The sequence below is a fragment of the Pontibacter diazotrophicus genome, assembly GCF_003367245.1.
GTDB classification, from domain to species: Bacteria; Bacteroidota; Bacteroidia; order Cytophagales; family Hymenobacteraceae; genus Pontibacter; species Pontibacter diazotrophicus.
This window is the reverse complement of sequence record NZ_QRGR01000034.1, coordinates 1-16,310: the sequence shown is the minus strand read 5'-3', so window position 1 is coordinate 16,310 and position 16,310 is coordinate 1. Positions and strand designations below refer to the sequence as shown.

The following is a 16,310-nucleotide window of genomic DNA, read 5'->3' as shown; positions in this document are numbered from 1 at the left end:
ACATGTTACAACATCTTGTGTTTTCCTGGCACAATTATCACATAAGGGAAGTCAGAATAGTAGCACACTTATACTAAAACAGAAAGATGAAAAAAGCAACCGTATTAGCAATTGCATTTGCAGCAATCGGAGTATTTTCTTTAGAAGCCAACGCCCAGTCTACTGAAACTCCATCTACACAGCAGCCACAGGAAACAGAGCAAACGCAGCAGGAAACAGGCAAGCAGGTAATCACAGCAGAAGAACTACCTGATGGCGTAAAGCAAGCCTTGAAAAGTGATGCTCTGAAAGAGTGGCAGGTGAGTGAGGTATATAAAGTTGCGCCAGTGGCACAGGATGCCGCGGCAAAGTCCACTTATGAAATTTTATTCACAAACGCTGAGCAGAAGCGTGCCATTGCCCGCTTCGACGAAGAAGGCAAAGCAGTAGCTGGTGGCCAGGAATAAACTAAAGCAAACAACACAAACAACCAAATTAATCTTACCCAAAGAAGCTATCAGACTTTGGAGGAAATGTGAAAAACCTTAAAGTTCAGCTTTTTCTAAGTGAAAGCCTCTGCCAGTGCAGGGGCTTTCTTTTTTTATGACCTTAGACAACATTTTTACAACTATATTAGCATCCGATAAGTATCAGCCTTAGTAGAAAACAGTGGTTATAACACCAGATAACAACAAGTAAATACAAGGATAGAACAATCAGCATATCTTTGTCGTTACTTATATGCCATATTGCAGCGCTTTTAAAACAGCTGTAATATTTTTGTTCACATCTATGCCAAAAATATTAATAATTGATGATGACCCGGCTTTTTGCCTGATGCTGAAGGCCTTTCTGAAAAGGCAGCAGTATGAGGTGGAAACTGCTTTCACGGCCAACGATGGACTACGTTTGCTTCGGTCAACATCTTTTAACTTAGTACTGACAGATTTCAGGCTTCCTGACAAAGACGGACTGGAGCTGCTGCCCCAGATAAAGATACTTGCCGAGAATGTTCCCGTTATCCTGATGACCCATTATGCTGACATCCGCACGGCTGTCAGGGCCATCAAAATGGGCGCTTTTGAGTACATCACAAAGCCGATAAACCCTGACGAAACGCTGCTGGTTATACAGAACGCCTTGCATAAAAAAGCGGAAGCCAGCGATGAAACGGCGCCTGCTACAGTGGCTGGCAGCACACAGTTTGTACAGGGCAAAAGCCCTGAGGCAGCACAAATCGAAGAATTTATTTCCCTGGTTGCTCCTACTGTTCTCTCTGTTATCATAGAAGGGGAGAGCGGTACCGGCAAGGAGTATGTGGCGCGCATGATTCATGCGCGCAGCAAGCGGCAGAGCATGCCTTTTGTAGCCATAGATTGCGGTGCGCTGTCTAAAGAACTGGCGGGCAGTGAGCTGTTCGGGTACGTGAAGGGCGCCTTTACAGGAGCCATGAAAGACACGCAGGGCCAGTTTGAAGCAGCCGAGGGCGGCACCATCTTCCTTGATGAGATCGGCAATCTGCCTTACGAGATACAGGTAAAGCTGCTACGTGCCCTGCAGGAGCGGAAAGTACGTAAAATTGGCAGCACCACAGATCTGGATGTAGATGTGCGGGTGCTGGCGGCGACAAATGAGGACTTGCAGCAGGCCATAGCGAACGGGCAGTTCCGCGAGGACCTCTACCACCGCCTGAACGAGTTTAAGATTAATGTGCCCCCACTGCGCGACCGGGATGGGGACGTGCTCCTGTTTGCAAACTACTTTATGCAGCAGGCAAACCAGGAGATGGAGAAAAGCGTGGCCGGCCTTGATACAGCAACAGCAGCAGCTTTTGAAGCATACAACTGGCCCGGCAACCTGCGCGAGCTGAAAAATGTGGTGAAGCGGGGTGTGTTGCTGGCGAAAGGGCAGATGATAACCTTGCAGGAATTACCTACTGAAATTGTAAACTACGCTCCTGCAGCGGAGGCGCTTTCCTCAGGCAATGAGGATACAGCTACACCTGCTCCTGTAACTTCCGCTGATACAGACCTGAAAAGCATAAATGAACGCAACGAAAAGGAGATGATCCTGCAGATGCTGGAGCGGGTAAAGTATAACAAGTCCAAAGCTGCTCGCTTGCTGAACATCGACCGGAAGACCCTTTATAACAAGTTGAAGCTATATAATATTGATGCTTAGTTAGACCTGACCTACTGCACAGGCTGCAGTGCATTAGCCTCAAGGCGCTCTACCTCCTGCTGCAGTGCCGCTAACACCTGAGCTGTGTTTTGCTTTACCTTCTCCACCGTTTCCTGTAAGCCATCGCTGCCTTGCCTGCCGGTATGTAATACCTGCTCCAGCTTTAGCAGGTCTGGTGTTACGGTATGTGCTTTCAAGTGTTTAAAAGCCGTCAGCATTTTGTGCGCCACATTAGCTGCCTTTTCCCACTGCTCTTCTGCGGCGGCGCTCTCCAACTCCTCCAGGTTCTGCCGCTGATCTGCCAGCAATACCTCCAACACAGCGACCAGGGTTTCATTGTCAGGTCCGGTAAAAAGGCGCATTTCACTCAGGTCATACAACTGTGTGGTAGGCTGCTCCGGCAGGCTTACCTCCGTTAGCACTGCTGGCACTGCTGGCACTGGGGCTACGGGCAGCACTGGCAGTGCTTTTATCAGCTTCTGATGCAGATCCTGCTCTGTAAATGGCTTCAGAAGATGGTCTGTTATAGCAGAGTTCTTAAAGAAGTCATCATCGTTGCTCAGGATATTTGCGGTAAGGGCTAAAATAGGCACTTCTTTATCATGCCTGCGAATATTACGTGCTACTGTTTTACCGCTCATGCCTGGCAGTTGTATATCCGTCAGCACCACATCAAACTTATGCTGTTGCACCTGCGCCATTGCCTCATGCCCATCGTTTGCCAGGTGCACCTGCATGCCCCATCTGCTGAGTATAAGCTCACACAATTTGCGGCTATAGGCGTCGTCGTCAATTACGAGGGCGCTGAACCCCTGGAAAGTAGTTGGCTGCGCTGCAACACTGGCAGGAGCCACCGGTAAAACAGCGTTGCTCACCTGTAGTGGCAGCACAAAAGTAAAAGTCGTGCCTTTGCCGCTTGTACTATGCACAGAGAGCGTGCCGCCCAGCATCTCCACCAGTTTTTTGCTGATGGAAAGGCCCAGTCCGGTACCACCATACTTGCGAAGGATAGAATTGTCGGCCTGGTTAAATTCTCCGAACACATGCTGTATCCGCTCCTCCTGAATACCTATTCCTGTATCAGCCACCGCTATACTTAATACCACACGGGTACGGCGTATGCTCTTGAGCCTGACGCTTACGAGTACCTGCCCCTGGTGGGTAAATTTGATGGCGTTATCCACAAGGTTAAACAGCACCTGCTTCAGGTGCAATGCATCGCCCTGAAGTGTATCAGGTATGGTTTCATCGGTACGAAAAATAAAATGGACTCTTTTAGTAGAAGCTTTTAATGCAAATGCCTGCTCTACCTCTTTTAGCAGCTGCTTCAGGCTGAAGGCTGTCCGGTTGATGTGCAGTTTCCCTGCTTCTATTTTTGACAGGTCCAGCACATCGTTAACGATGTGCAGCAGGTGCTCACCGGCTCCATTCACAGCCTGCAGGTGCTCCTCCTGCTGCGGCAGCAGTGGCGTGTGGCGCAGTTGCTGCGAAAAGCCCAGAATCACATTCAGCGGCGTGCGCATCTCATGGCTCATGTTGGCCACAAAAGCCTCTTTGGCTCGGGCAAGTTGCACCGCTTCTTTCTGTGCTTTTATCAGCTTCGTTTTATAGTTATTGCTGCGCGTGAGGTCACGGAGAATGAATATGATGAAAGCAATACCGGCAATCAGACCAAAAACCCCTATCAGCAACAGGACCATAGAGGTTTCTGTGGCTACTGTTCTGGCCTGTAACGAATTCTGCAGCATTCGCTGCTGTTCGTTGTACTCCATCTTGTACATCATGTTGCGCACCTGGTCCATGATATACTTGTCTTGTTGCAGCAGCGCCAGCTCTTTTGCCAGCAGCAATTCTTTTTTCTGATCCGACTCCCGCTGTACGTTGTGCAAGATACGGCGCACTTTGGCCAGGGGCGCTACCGGTGTGGCCGTGGCGTTGGTGTCAATCTTTATTTCCTGGGTAACATTTAGCTGCGGCACAATTACCTTTGGCGGCGGCGTTGGCTTTGGCTCTTCTTTTTCTTTCTTAGAAAATATCTTATTCAGGAAGCCACGCTTCTCCTCTTTAGGCTCCTCTTCCTCTTGCTGCATGGAAAGGGTGTCTTCCGGTATGCTGGAGATTCTGTCAGAGATAGTAGTGGTGGTATGTTGCTTGATGGTAGTGGCCAATGGTTGCTCTTCTACAGTAGAAGCTATCTGGCGCATTGCCTTAACTGAGTAGTCGTGGCTTTGCTGTTCTTTTTTCAGGGCTACATAACGCTCCAGGCTTTCTTGCTTTGCCTGTAGCAGCGAGGCAATAGAATCTACCTGCGCCAGCTCCTGCGGGTTATGCCGCATCAGAAACTGCAGGGAGTCAATCTGGCTCTGAATTGTATCGAGGTGGCTGAGGTAAGCCTTGAAGTGCTCTTCTTTGGTTGTTAACGTATAAGCCCTGATAGAACTCTCCGCTGTGGAGATAGTGGCCAGGGTATACTGCATCTCGGCTAGCTTGTTGTTAGGCCTGGAGAGCACATCCACGGAGTTAAGTAATTTTGTGAAGCTGGTATAGGTAAGGTAAATGGCAGCAAGCACAATGCTCAAAGCCAACCCAAAGCCTACTATCACCTTTGTTTTGGTGCTATCCCTGAATAATTTCATACATATAATCTTCTGCTCCTAAAGAAACCCCAAGGCCACTAAGTTCCTACAACGGCAAAAAAGGAAAAAAATATTTAGAAACCCTATCAATTAGTTCTTTAAAAAGAAGTCAATTAATTTAAATTCAAGTATTTATATACTAAGATAAGAAAGAACAAGAACACCTAAACACCCGAGCCATTGTTATAAACGCAGCGGCAGCAGAAACGACAGAGGGTCTAACGCAAAAGAGGTGAAAGCAGAAAAACTACTTTCACCTCTTTTGCGAATCTTCAACCTGTTTATGTTCCTCTGCTTCAGGCTACCAGCTACTACTGGCACCGCCGCCGCCAAAGGATCCACCGCCGAAGCCACCAAAGCCTCCGCCACCTCCTCCGCCGCCAAACATGCCGCCGCCGGAACGGAAGGTGCCGAAGCCGCCGGGCACAATAACTGGCCCTCCAAAGGTACGGGAGTACTTTCTGCCTCCGCGACCGCCACGTCCGCCTCCTCTCCGCGAGATAATAAACACAACCAGGATAACAATGATAATAATGAACATGATAGACGGGCCACCTTCCTCCTCCCCTCCACGGTTAGCCGTGGGGTCTCCCTGAAAAGCACCGCTGGCAAGACCGATGATGAGGCTTGTGGCTTCGTCGAGGCCTTTGTAGTAGGCTCCCTGCTGAAAGTTCGGCTTTAGTGTGCGCTCCGTAATGCGCTTGGCAATGGCATCGGGCACATACTCTTCCATTCCATAGCCTGTTTGTATCGCTACCTTGCGCTCCTCTTTGGCTACTAATATCACCAGGCCATTGTCGTTGTCGCCGGTGCCCACTCCCCAGCGCTCGCCTAACTCGGCAGCATACTGGTTTGCATCATACCCCCCGATAGAGGTAAGGGTAACAACAGTAATCTGGGTGGAGGTCGTATCGCTGTAGTTCAGCAGCTTCTGCTCCAGCGCCTGCTCTTCTTCGGCACTGAGCATATCAGCCATGTCATTAACGAGGCGCGGCGGACTAGGTCTTGCAGGGAAGTCATTGTTTTGTGCTAGAGCGGTGAGGCTCAGGAAAGAGAAATAGAGGAATAGAATGTGCTTCATAAGTATGGTTAGTCTCCAAACGAGATATCATCGCTCAGTTCGTTGATGTCGCCCTTGGTGTCGTAAGGGAAGTGCGCTTTAAGTTGCTGCCCAGCCATCAGAATTCCCTTTGCCAGGCCCTCCGCATATTTCTTCTGTTTGAAGTTTCTGATAACCTCTGCCGTGATGTCTTCCCAGAAATGGTCCGGCACAATAGCATTAATGCCTGCATCGCCTAACACGGCAAACTGATGATCTTCGAGGGCTACATAAAACAGCACGCCGTTTCGCTGCTTGGTGAGGTGCATGTGTAAGTCGGCAAACACTTCTGTGGCACGGTCTAACACATCGCCTTCGCAGTTGCTCTCCACATGTACCCGTATCTCCCCGGATGTATTGCTCTCGGCCTCCTGTATAGCAGCTATTATCTTTTTCTCGTCCGCTGGGGTTATCGTGTCTCTTGGCATAAATTTGATTGTTAATAGCTGCTTGTTAGTTGTTGATTGTTCACATACATCTAACAAGCAACAACTAATAAGCAACAATTTAAAACTGTACAGTAGGGGCTTGCTGGGCACCGGGGTCTGCCTGGAAATGCCCTTTTCTTTCAAAGCCAAACATGCCGGCCATCAGATTGGTCGGGAATGAGCGGACGGTTGTGTTATAATCCTGCACGGTCTCGTTGAATTTGCGCCGCTCCACTGCAATTCGGTTCTCTGTGCCTTCTAATTGCGCCTGCAGTTCCAGGAAGTTCTGGTTGGCCCGCAGTTCCGGGTAACGTTCTACGGATACCAACAGCCTGCTGAGGGCTCCGCTCAGTTCTCCTTGTGCCTGCTGAAAGCGCTCAATGTTTTCTGGCGTCAGGTTATCAGGACTGATATTCACACTGGTCGCCTTCGCACGGGCTTCAATCACATCTGTCAGGGTACCTCTTTCGAAGTCAGCGGCGCCTTTCACTGTGTTCACGAGGTTAGGCACAAGGTCGGCGCGGCGCTGGTAAGCATTCTGCACGTTTGCCCATTGTGCCTCTACAGTCTCATCCTTCTGCACCAAGGTGTTATAACCGCAGGAAGATTGAGAGGCCAGTATTACAAATCCGATCAGGTAAAAAAACAATTTTCTCATAAGTGGGTGTTAATAAGCTTTCATATACGTTATGTGTAGCCGTAGTTGGCGATATGAGTACGAATTTACGAAAGCTGTGTTAAGCAAGACAGTAAAACATAAACAAAATAACATATAGGAGCTTAACGGGTAAAATTCCCGTTTTAGCTTTGGCTGCGGTAGCGAACAGCAAATAGGAAAGGCACTGTAAGCAGGTAAAGGCGGCACTGCTTCTGCCTGCGCCTGCTTCAAAATACTCCTGCGGCCTTCCTTATTCCTGAAAATTCCCTGAACCTGATGTAGCTGCTGCCGTTGAAATGATAGGTATATTTTAATATATTGCAGGAAACGTAACATATATGAAAGCAATTATTCCGGTAGCAGGCGTAGGCACAAGGCTCAGACCACACACGCACACCCAGCCCAAATCGCTGGTACCTGTGGCGGATAATACTATCCTGGGCCATATTATTGAGAAACTGCTGGAGGCGGGTATCCGGGACTTTGTTTTCGTGATCGGCTATTTAGGAGAGAAAGTAGAGCACTATGTGCGCCGCAAGTATCCGCAGGTAAATGTTGAGTTTGTGGTGCAGGAGCCGCGGGAAGGCCTGGGCCATGCCCTCTGGGTTGCCCGCCACACCTATGCGCAGGAAGAAAGTGTGCTGATTATGTTGGGCGATGCTATTGTAGACGTAGATCTGGAGGCCATTATCAAAGCGCCTTATTCCGTTTTAGGGGTGAAGAAAGTGGCCAAACCATCCCTTTTTGGTGTAACAGAGGTGGGCACGGATGAGTTTATCACGAAACTGGTAGAGAAACCTAAAATTCCGAAATCCAACTTTGCCCTGGTAGGGCTTTACAAGATTGTGCAGCCGCAAAAGCTGGTAGATTCGCTGGAGTACATCATCACTGAAGACATCCGCACACAGGAAGAATACCAGCTTACAGATGCACTGATGCACATGGTGAAGAAGGGGGAGAAAATGGTGACATGGAGTGTAGACCACTGGTTTGACTGTGGCCGCAAGGAAACACTGCTGGAGGCAAACGCCACTTTACTGAACCGCCAGAAGCACCGCGATCAGAACCTCAACGAGCACTTTCCGGGCTGCATTATTATTCCGCCTGTCAGCATCGGCAGCGACTGCGCCATCTATAATTCCATCATCGGGCCCAATGTGGCCATTGGCGACAACGCCACCATCGAGAACTGCATCCTGAGCAACTCCATCATCGGTTCTTTTTCTGAACTGCGCTTTGCCGTGATGCAGGATTCCATTATCGGCAGCGACGCTTCCTTTAAAGGCTTCAGCCATAGCCTGAATATCGGGGATAGTACGGAAATTAACTTCGGGCAATAGCTCTAGGACCTCGCAGTATGCGCAGTTCCTGCGAGTGTCTTGCCAACTCCAGACGCTCGCAGGAGCTGCGCACGCTGCGAGGTCGTTCACCTTTCCTATAAAAAAGTCAGCTCTTTCAGTTGGTCCAGCATCCAGCCGGTAAGGCTGTAGCGGTGGCGGGTGGCGACCAATACCTCATGCGGAATTAGGTCGGCGCGGAAACAGGCCAGGCGGCCAGCAATCGGCAGGATGTCTACTTCTTCTTCCCCATTCTCCTTTGGCAGGTACAGGCGCAGGTTACCTCCATGCTCCGGCAGCCAATCTTCGTTCAGGTAGCAGATAAAAGACAGCTTACGGTGGTCGTTTGTCTTAAACTGGTCGATGTGGCGCTTGTATACAGAGCCCGGAGGGTATACCGTAAAGTGAAATTCATAGTCCTTCAGGCCAAGATAGCAGGTGCGGTTAATATAGTGCATCACCTCATCCATACGGTCCAGGAATACCTGTGTCGGAGGCAAGGCATTCTGCGGCTCAATCCAGCGGATATAGTCGCCGCGTACTTCTTTATCCACCTGCAACTGGCTTGAAGCTCCGATGCCTGCTTTTTTAAATGTGCCCTGTTCCTGGTGGTGCGACAGCACATCCAGCAGGTTCCGCACCTCCTGCGCCTCCAGAAAGTTATCGACAATGGCATAGCCTTTTTCTGATAACCTATCTGCTATCTGCTCAAACTTCTGAAGCAGTTTTTCGTTTTCCAGCTCTTCAATCATATCACTTCGCTGCTTGTTATGTATGTATTATACTTACTACCCTGTGTTTTGGCTACTTTCTGAGCAAAAAGGCTGGCAAAAGTAACCACTGAAACCATGGTTTGTACTAACATAACAGCAGAAAAATTTTGCCACTAAACCACTGATTTGCAGGAACGAAGCAGAGTTCGGAACAAAACTTGCAGGGTAAGCTGCAACAGAGGCTTTGACTAAAATGCGTATATTGCCGATTCTATTTCACTATACCTTAAACAAATTAACAGGCGTAGCCCTTATGAAGAAAACAACAGTATTGTTGCTTGCCGGCGGCTTCACGGCCGTGTCGGCATGTAAGTCAACACAAACCGATACAACCGCTACTGGCATGACGACAGAAAACACGACAACGGCCGCTGCTACCACCGCTTCGGCCGGGACAGCATTAGATTATCCTGACACCAAGAAAGTTGAACACACCGACGATTACTTCGGCACCCCGGTGGCAGACCCGTACCGCTGGCTGGAAACGCACAACGAGGAGGTGGATGAGTGGATAGAGGAGCAGAATGAGGTAACGCAGGAATACCTGGGCGACATTGATTTCCGTGACAAGATAAAGTCGCGCCTGACAGAGATCTGGAATTACCCGAAGTATGGCGCTCCTTTCAAAGAAAACGGCAAGTACTATTTTTATAAGAACGACGGCCTGCAGAACCAAAGCGTGCTGTATGTGCAGGAAACGCTGGAGGCGGAGCCTAAAGTATTCTTCGACCCAAACAAGCTTTCCGAGGACGGAACAGTGGCGCTTACGGCGTTTGCTTTTTCTGAAGATGGCCGCTATATAGCCTACGGCACCTCCAGCGGCGGCTCCGACTGGAACACGTACCACGTAATGGAGGCCGCCACCGGCAAAAAGCTGGACGACCAGCTGGAGTGGGTGAAGTTCTCCGGCCCGAGCTGGTATAAAGACGGTTTCTTCTACAGCCGCTACGATGCCCCCACCGAAGGCAACAAACTGGCGAATAAGAACGAGTACCATAAAGTATACTACCATAAAGTAGGCACGCCACAGAGCCAGGACCAGCTAGTGTATGAAGACAAGCAGCATGCGCTTCGCAACTTCTACGGCCAGACCACCGACGACGAGCGCTTCCTGGTTTTGAATGTATCAGAGGGAGCCAGCGGTGCCAATGCGCTGTACTACAAAGACCTGAAGGATCCGAAATCAAGCATCCAGCCTATTGTGGATAACTTTGAGTCGGAGTATAATGTGGTGGATAACATAGGCGATAACCTATTGGTGATGACGAGCAAGAACGCACCCCGCTACCGCCTCGTGCTCATCGACCCGAAAAAGCCACAGGAGCAGCACTGGAAAACGGTGGTACCTGAAAACGAGAACGTGATTACGGGTGTGTCGATGGTGGGAGGTCGTATTATCACAACCTACATGAAAGACGCGACCAGCCAGGTGGTGGTATATGACAACACCGGCAAAAAGGTGAACGATGTGGAACTGCCGGGTATTGGCTCTGTTGGAGGCTTTAACGGCGAAAAAGAGGACACGGAAGTATTCTTCACCTTCACCTCCTTCACCTCTCCGCCGACCATCTACCGCTACGATGTATTAGCTAACAAGGTATCGCTCTTCCGCAAGACGGAAGTAAACGTAAACACCGATGCCTATGAAACAAAGCAGGTGTTTTATTCTTCCAAAGATGGCACTAAGGTACCTATGTTTATTGTGCACAAAAAGGGGCTGGAACTGAACGGCCAGAACCCAACCTACCTGTATGCCTATGGTGGCTTTAACATCTCTATGACACCGGGCTTTAGCATTGCTAACATGCTGTGGCTGGAGAACGGCGGTGTTTACGCCATGCCAAACCTGCGCGGTGGCGGCGAATACGGTGATGACTGGCACAAAGCGGGTATGACGCCAAATAAACAAAACGTGTTCGACGATTTTATAGGTGCTGCAGAGTACCTGATTGCCCAGGGCTATACCTCCTCTGAAAGACTGGCTGTGGCTGGTGGCTCTAACGGCGGTTTGCTGGTGGGAGCCTTTATGACGCAGCGTCCTGAATTAGCTAAAGTGGCCATACCTGCCGTAGGTGTGATGGATATGCTGCGCTTCCATAAGTTTACGATTGGGTGGGCGTGGGTACCGGAGTATGGCTCTTCAGACGATGCCGCCCAGTTCAGGAACCTGTATGGCTTCTCACCACTGCACAACATAAAGGAAGGTGTAAAATACCCGGCTACACTGGTGAAAACCGCTGACCATGACGACCGTGTAGTACCAGCGCACTCATTTAAATTCATTTCTGAACTACAGGACAAAGGTGCTCCTGGCAACCCTTACCTGATACGGGTGGATGTACGTGCAGGCCATGGTGCCGGCAAGCCAACTTCGCTGGTTATTCAGGAGTATGCCGACACCTATGCTTTCATTTATGAGAACATGGGCATTAATCCATATCAGAACCAAAACCAGTAAATAAGTACAAGCTATCTTAATAAAAAAGCCGCGCTTCCTGTTTCAGGAGCGCGGCTTTTTTTATTCTTTTCTGGGGAGGAATGAAGGTGTTAGGATATATAGACAGAAAAGTATATTTTAAACTTAAACTAACAAATAGCTATGGATACATTCTACGAAAACAACATGCCCCTGGGCTTGCGTATCACACCTCCCTCTGCAGAATTCCTGCGCACGGCAGCCAGGTGGGGGAAATTTCTGGCCATTATAGGCTTTGTAATGATAGGCTTCATGGTGCTGATGGCCCTCGGTATAGGAGCCTTTATGAGCGGCATGATGCAGGGGATGAATAATACAACTGGAGTAATGAGTGCCTTAGGTAGTAGCTTCTTTTCAATTTTTTATCTCCTGTTCGCCCTGCTATACTTCTTCCCTGTGTTATACCTGTACCGCTTTTCCAGTAAAGTGCAACGGGCCCTGGACCTGCAGAGTGAGACAGAAATAGATGAAGCATTCAAAAACCTGAAGTCTCTGCTCAAATTTATGGGGGTGCTAACCATCATCGTGCTGGCTTTTTATGTTCTGAGTATCCTGGTAGTTTTTCTGGGTATAGGCATTGGCTCGATGATGTAAAAGGATTGATTCTGATAAGCTTTATCGAAGGTCAATAGGACTACCCTCACCTATATGTACACTCAAGTCTTCATTTCATGTAAATCACTAATAAAATTCACGACCTGCCGCAGCAGGAGCTTTTAATTGATGCTGCGGCGCAGTCTCTTCTTCTTAACGTTACCAAATGGACCAGACTTCTGGCTGTTGTGGCTTTTGTGATGCTAGGACTTGTACTATTGATTGCAGGATACCAGAGCATCTGGAACGGCTTTGGCGAGAAAGATACTACATTGGAAATGGTTAAGCTGCTGTATAAGTTGATCTTCTTTTTCCCGGCACTGTACCTGTTCCGGTTTTCAAACAAAATGGAAGTAGCCCTTAACAGTTCTAATCAGGAGTTAATAACAGCCTCTTTGGTAAACTTGAAATCGTTTTTCAGGTTTCTGGGAATATTTACTGTGATATTTCTGATAGTTGGCACCATTGGCATATTAGTGATAGATTTATGGCCTAAGTGTTTTGTAGCAAGCAGTAACGGTATTATTTTCAGCAGCACACCCGGCAACAGGTGTGCTGCCTCTTTTTAGGAAGGGCAGAAGTGGCAGCGACGGCTATTCTTCCTTACCTTTACAGGCCACTAACCATAATCTATGAAAGCAAAAGGAGGCTCCAGCGAATTTGCCATCCGCTCACATGAGATAGACTACCGGGGGCAGGCCACGCTGCCGGCCCTGATCAGCTACATGCACGAAGCAGCCTGGGATAATACCGTTACCCTCGGCATCTCCATGTACGACCTGCTGAGGCACGACATGACCTGGGTATTGCAGCGCATGCGCATAGAGATGTTCCGGTACCCAAAGCACAGCGAGAAAATAACCGTGGCGACATGGGCCTCCGGGCGCGAGCGTATTTTTATGCACCGCGATTTCCGTATTTACAGTGCAGACCAGGAACTGCTGGGGCAGGCAACAAGTGTGTGGCTGGTGATGGACATGGTGAAGCGCCAGCTGGTGTCTTTGCCTGAGTTTATCACTGCGCTGGAGGTAGTACCGACTGAGGAGCCCTTGCCCTTTGCAAAAGGAAAGCTGCCGCAACTACAGGAGGCTACGTATGAAGAGCAGATTCCTGTTCGCTGGCACGATATTGACCTGAACCGCCACGTAACAAACACCAGGTACTTGCAATGGGCCCTGGATACGCTGCCAACCGAACTACTGGAGCAAAAACAACTACGGGAAATAGACATCATATTCCGGGCAGAAAGTGTTTTAGGAGACACCGTTATTTCAGCCGTAGCACCAGCCGACGAAGATGGCGTATACCTGCACAAACTCAGCAGCCAGGAAACAGGCAAAGAACTGGTGCAGGCAAAGTCGGCGTGGAGTTAGAACGTTAAAAATTTAGAGCGTTAGAAAGTTGAAAGGGTGGAAAATTGACCAAAGGTTTGACCACATCACTACTACTGACAATCAACAAACAACCACGAACAATTAAAATGGAAGTAGAAATAAGAAAAGGCAACATCGACGATTTGCCACAGGTGCATGCCCTGATTATGGAGCTGGCCGAATTTGAACGCGCACCACTGGAGGTGACCAATACGCTGGAAGACATGGAGCGGGATGGGTTTGGCGAGAACCCGATTTACAAAATTTTCGTGGCTGAGTCGGCAGAAGGCATCGTAGGTATTGCCTTGTATTATATCGCTTATTCTACCTGGAAAGGAAGAACCATTTACTTAGAGGACCTGGTGGTGACGGAGAGGCTGCGTCGTGCGGGTATAGGCAGAAAATTATTTAAAGCGGTAGCACAGGAAGCAAAAGAATTAGGTGCCAGACGCTTCAGATGGCAGGTGCTGGAATGGAACGAGCCCGCCATCGCTTTCTATAAGAACATAGGCGCCGATCTGGATGCCGAATGGATCAACTGCACCCTGACGGAAGAGCAGATCAAAAACTTTGAGGGCTAATCCCCATACCTACGGAAGAAATAAAAAGCCGTGGCACAGCATAAGCTGTACCACGGCTTTTCTTATGGTCAAACTTGTTGTTGTTATTGCTGAGCACGCTCTACATCCGTGCCTACTACCTCCAGCATGGAGCTAAATACCACAAATTTGCCTTCATAGCGTTCTATGTGTTTGCTCTCGAGGGCCGGGGCATGCTCTCGCTGATATTCCTCCAGGTCTTGCATGCTGCGGCAGTAGTACTGCACGGCGTATGTGGTACCGCCATTGTCTATTTCGTTTATTAGCCGGGCAACCTGGTTGTTCAGGAAGTATCCTTTGCTCATCACTTCAGGTATATGCACCTCTTTCATCCATTGCAGCCACTCCTCGGCTACGCCGTTTTCTATGTTTATTGTTATGTTATACAAGATCATATACAAAATTACGCAATTTACCCCGATGCAGGTGGCTATTCTGGCGCAATTTATTGTCCTGCGCTTTAGATTAGGCGGCAAGAAAGTGTAATCAACAACATTGTTCAGTGCTGCATTATACCAAGGCTTTCTCCTTCTACTACAGTTTCTGTTATATTCTGTGGCTCTGCCACTCCTTTCTCAACATATGTATTATAAGCCAGGTACAGGATCAGCAGGAAGTACAAAGCTGCTATCAAGGCTAAATCAGATTTTTCGGAGGCAGAAATCTTACGCATAGGCCATTATCATATATCAGATTCCTTATATCCAATATATTACTTATGCTATAGATGTTTGGTTGCTTCTTAATCCTGTTTATCCATAGCAACAACAATAAACCATTGGTTATCAGATAAATTATCAACTCACACGCTCAAAAAAGCATTGCTATAGCTACGTTACTGGTTCCAAATAATCCAAATCTTTGGCGTATGTTTCCTCCAGTGTCAGAATAGAAACCACTGCAATAGCAAGGGTTATTGCCCCCAGCACCATTGCTGTTGGTATGAGTCCCCAACTATCTTTAAGTGCTTCGAAGGACAGGGAAAGAGGCACCACAGCACCACGTACAAAATTAGGCACTGTAGTGGTAACGGTGGCCCTGATGTTCGTGCCAAACTGCTCTGCAGCAATGGTCACAAATACCGCCCAGTAGCCGCTGGCAACGCCCAGCCCTACACACAATACATAAAAGTGATTTAACGATAAGCCGCTACTGAGCAGGTAAAGTGTTACAAGACCAGCCGTAAGAACTAAAAAGACAAGCACGATGATACGCCTGCTCTTGAAACGCTGGCTCAGATAGCCGCTCAGAAAGTCTCCGACTACAAGGCCGAGGTAGCAGGAAGAAACCGCCCGGGCTGCCGAAACCGTTTGCTCTATGCCCAGTACTATACCAAACTCAGGTGAGAAAGTGATGAGAATTCCTACCACATACCAGATAGGCACGCCGACCAGGATGCACTTCAGATACTTCCAGAAACGTTTGGCATTAGAGAAAAGGCTGAGGAAGTTTCCACGTGTAACATGGGCAGTGCTCTTCACATTCTCGAACATGCCGGACTCATACACGCCAATGCGCAGGAAAAGAAGCAGCATACCTAAGCCGCCGCCAATAAAATAAGCGGTGCGCCAGCCAAAATATTCTCCCACAAAACCAGCCAATATAGCGCCGGATATGCCAATGGTAGCCACAATCATGGTGCCGTAGCCGCGCTTCTCTTTTGGCAGCACCTCGCTCACGAGCGTAATACCGGCTCCTAGTTCTCCTGCCAACCCCAGGCCCGCCACAAACCGGAGCACAGCATACATAGGAATGGAGGTCACAAAGCCATTGAGGATATTTGCTACCGAGTAGAGGAAAATAGACCCGAACAGCACCGATAACCGCCCCCGCTTATCACCTAAAACGCCCCAGGCCACACCACCAATCAGCATGCCCAGCATCTGCATATTCAGCAGCATCACCCCATCCTCCAACAGCGCCTCCTGGCTTGTGACGCCTAAATCCCTCAGGCTTGGAATACGGACAATGCTGAAAAGCACCAGGTCGTAGATGTCTACAAAGTACCCGAGTGCCGCCACAATGACAGAGGCATTGAACAGGATGTTTTTCTTAGAGGCTGTTTTGATTTAGTTGAATAGAAAAGTAGGTGCCGGTTGTTGGGTAAGAAAAGTTTGCAGACTTATGACTTACCTAAGTGATTTAACCGACACCCAATGGCAATGTATAGAAAAGAT

Annotated in this window: 15 protein-coding genes; 7 read left to right on the top strand and 8 right to left on the bottom strand. The window is 48.8% G+C overall.

Annotated elements, in window-relative coordinates:
* Window positions 1–86: 86 nt before the first annotated feature.
* Together DXT99_RS22580 and DXT99_RS22575 are read left to right on the top strand one after the other, a co-directional pair.
* Window positions 87–446 carry a hypothetical protein gene (locus tag DXT99_RS22580; protein WP_115567864.1) on the top strand — a complete coding sequence of 120 codons (360 nt, stop codon included), beginning with the start codon at window positions 87–89 and terminating at the stop codon, window positions 444–446.
* A gap of 325 nt (window positions 447–771) precedes the next feature.
* Entirely contained in the window at window positions 772–2,160 is a 1,389-nt protein-coding gene (locus DXT99_RS22575; RefSeq protein ID WP_115567863.1) for a sigma-54-dependent transcriptional regulator, read from the top strand.
* An 11-nt stretch (window positions 2,161–2,171) separates the two neighbouring features.
* On the opposite strand, the gene DXT99_RS22570 is transcribed toward DXT99_RS22575, so the two are convergent.
* From DXT99_RS22570 to DXT99_RS22555, 4 genes are all read right to left on the bottom strand, one after another.
* Window positions 2,172–4,796, bottom strand: coding sequence for an ATP-binding protein (locus tag DXT99_RS22570; RefSeq protein WP_115567862.1), 2,625 nt, complete (start codon window positions 4,794–4,796; stop codon window positions 2,172–2,174).
* Window positions 4,797–5,097: 301 nt separating this feature from the next.
* The gene (locus DXT99_RS27780) at window positions 5,098–5,877 is read right to left on the bottom strand and encodes a TPM domain-containing protein (protein ID WP_115567861.1); all 780 of its coding nucleotides are present in this window, start codon (window positions 5,875–5,877) and stop codon (window positions 5,098–5,100) included.
* Window positions 5,878–5,885: 8 nt separating this feature from the next.
* Window positions 5,886–6,323, bottom strand: coding sequence for a TPM domain-containing protein (locus tag DXT99_RS22560; RefSeq protein WP_115567860.1), 438 nt, complete (start codon window positions 6,321–6,323; stop codon window positions 5,886–5,888).
* 79 nt (window positions 6,324–6,402) lie between these two features.
* The gene (locus DXT99_RS22555; protein ID WP_115567859.1) at window positions 6,403–6,981 is read right to left on the bottom strand and encodes a LemA family protein; all 579 of its coding nucleotides are present in this window, start codon (window positions 6,979–6,981) and stop codon (window positions 6,403–6,405) included.
* 338 nt (window positions 6,982–7,319) lie between these two features.
* Between DXT99_RS22555 and DXT99_RS22550 the strand changes: the two genes are divergently transcribed.
* A complete protein-coding gene (locus tag DXT99_RS22550; protein WP_115567858.1) occupies window positions 7,320–8,321 on the top strand; it encodes a sugar phosphate nucleotidyltransferase in 1,002 nt (333 codons plus the stop codon).
* A gap of 95 nt (window positions 8,322–8,416) precedes the next feature.
* On the opposite strand, the gene DXT99_RS22545 is transcribed toward DXT99_RS22550, so the two are convergent.
* Complete coding sequence (locus tag DXT99_RS22545; protein WP_115567857.1) at window positions 8,417–9,070, bottom strand: 2OG-Fe(II) oxygenase; 654 nt, start codon at window positions 9,068–9,070, stop codon at window positions 8,417–8,419.
* Between the two features lie 274 nt (window positions 9,071–9,344).
* Between DXT99_RS22545 and DXT99_RS22540 the strand changes: the two genes are divergently transcribed.
* The 4 genes from DXT99_RS22540 (at window position 9,345) to DXT99_RS22520 (ending at window position 14,115) form a co-directional block, all read left to right on the top strand.
* The gene (locus DXT99_RS22540; RefSeq protein ID WP_115567907.1) at window positions 9,345–11,549 is read left to right on the top strand and encodes a prolyl oligopeptidase family serine peptidase; all 2,205 of its coding nucleotides are present in this window, start codon (window positions 9,345–9,347) and stop codon (window positions 11,547–11,549) included.
* 141 nt (window positions 11,550–11,690) lie between these two features.
* Window positions 11,691–12,161, top strand: coding sequence for a DUF5362 family protein (locus DXT99_RS22535; RefSeq protein WP_115567856.1), 471 nt, complete (start codon window positions 11,691–11,693; stop codon window positions 12,159–12,161).
* A gap of 632 nt (window positions 12,162–12,793) precedes the next feature.
* A complete protein-coding gene (locus tag DXT99_RS22525; protein ID WP_115567854.1) occupies window positions 12,794–13,534 on the top strand; it encodes an acyl-[acyl-carrier-protein] thioesterase in 741 nt (246 codons plus the stop codon).
* Window positions 13,535–13,641: 107 nt separating this feature from the next.
* Window positions 13,642–14,115, top strand: coding sequence for a GNAT family N-acetyltransferase (locus DXT99_RS22520; protein ID WP_115567853.1), 474 nt, complete (start codon window positions 13,642–13,644; stop codon window positions 14,113–14,115).
* Between the two features lie 83 nt (window positions 14,116–14,198).
* Here DXT99_RS22520 and DXT99_RS22515 read toward each other — a convergent pair whose 3' ends face one another.
* From DXT99_RS22515 to DXT99_RS22510, 3 genes are all read right to left on the bottom strand, one after another.
* The gene (locus DXT99_RS22515; RefSeq protein WP_115567852.1) at window positions 14,199–14,528 is read right to left on the bottom strand and encodes a DUF4286 family protein; all 330 of its coding nucleotides are present in this window, start codon (window positions 14,526–14,528) and stop codon (window positions 14,199–14,201) included.
* 104 nt (window positions 14,529–14,632) lie between these two features.
* A complete protein-coding gene (locus tag DXT99_RS27165) occupies window positions 14,633–14,806 on the bottom strand; it encodes a hypothetical protein (protein WP_181885225.1) in 174 nt (57 codons plus the stop codon).
* A 157-nt stretch (window positions 14,807–14,963) separates the two neighbouring features.
* Window positions 14,964–16,154: an MFS transporter gene (locus tag DXT99_RS22510; RefSeq protein WP_246000962.1), complete on the bottom strand. Its 1,191-nt coding sequence runs from the start codon at window positions 16,152–16,154 to the stop codon at window positions 14,964–14,966.
* Between the last annotated feature and the right edge of the window lie 156 nt (window positions 16,155–16,310).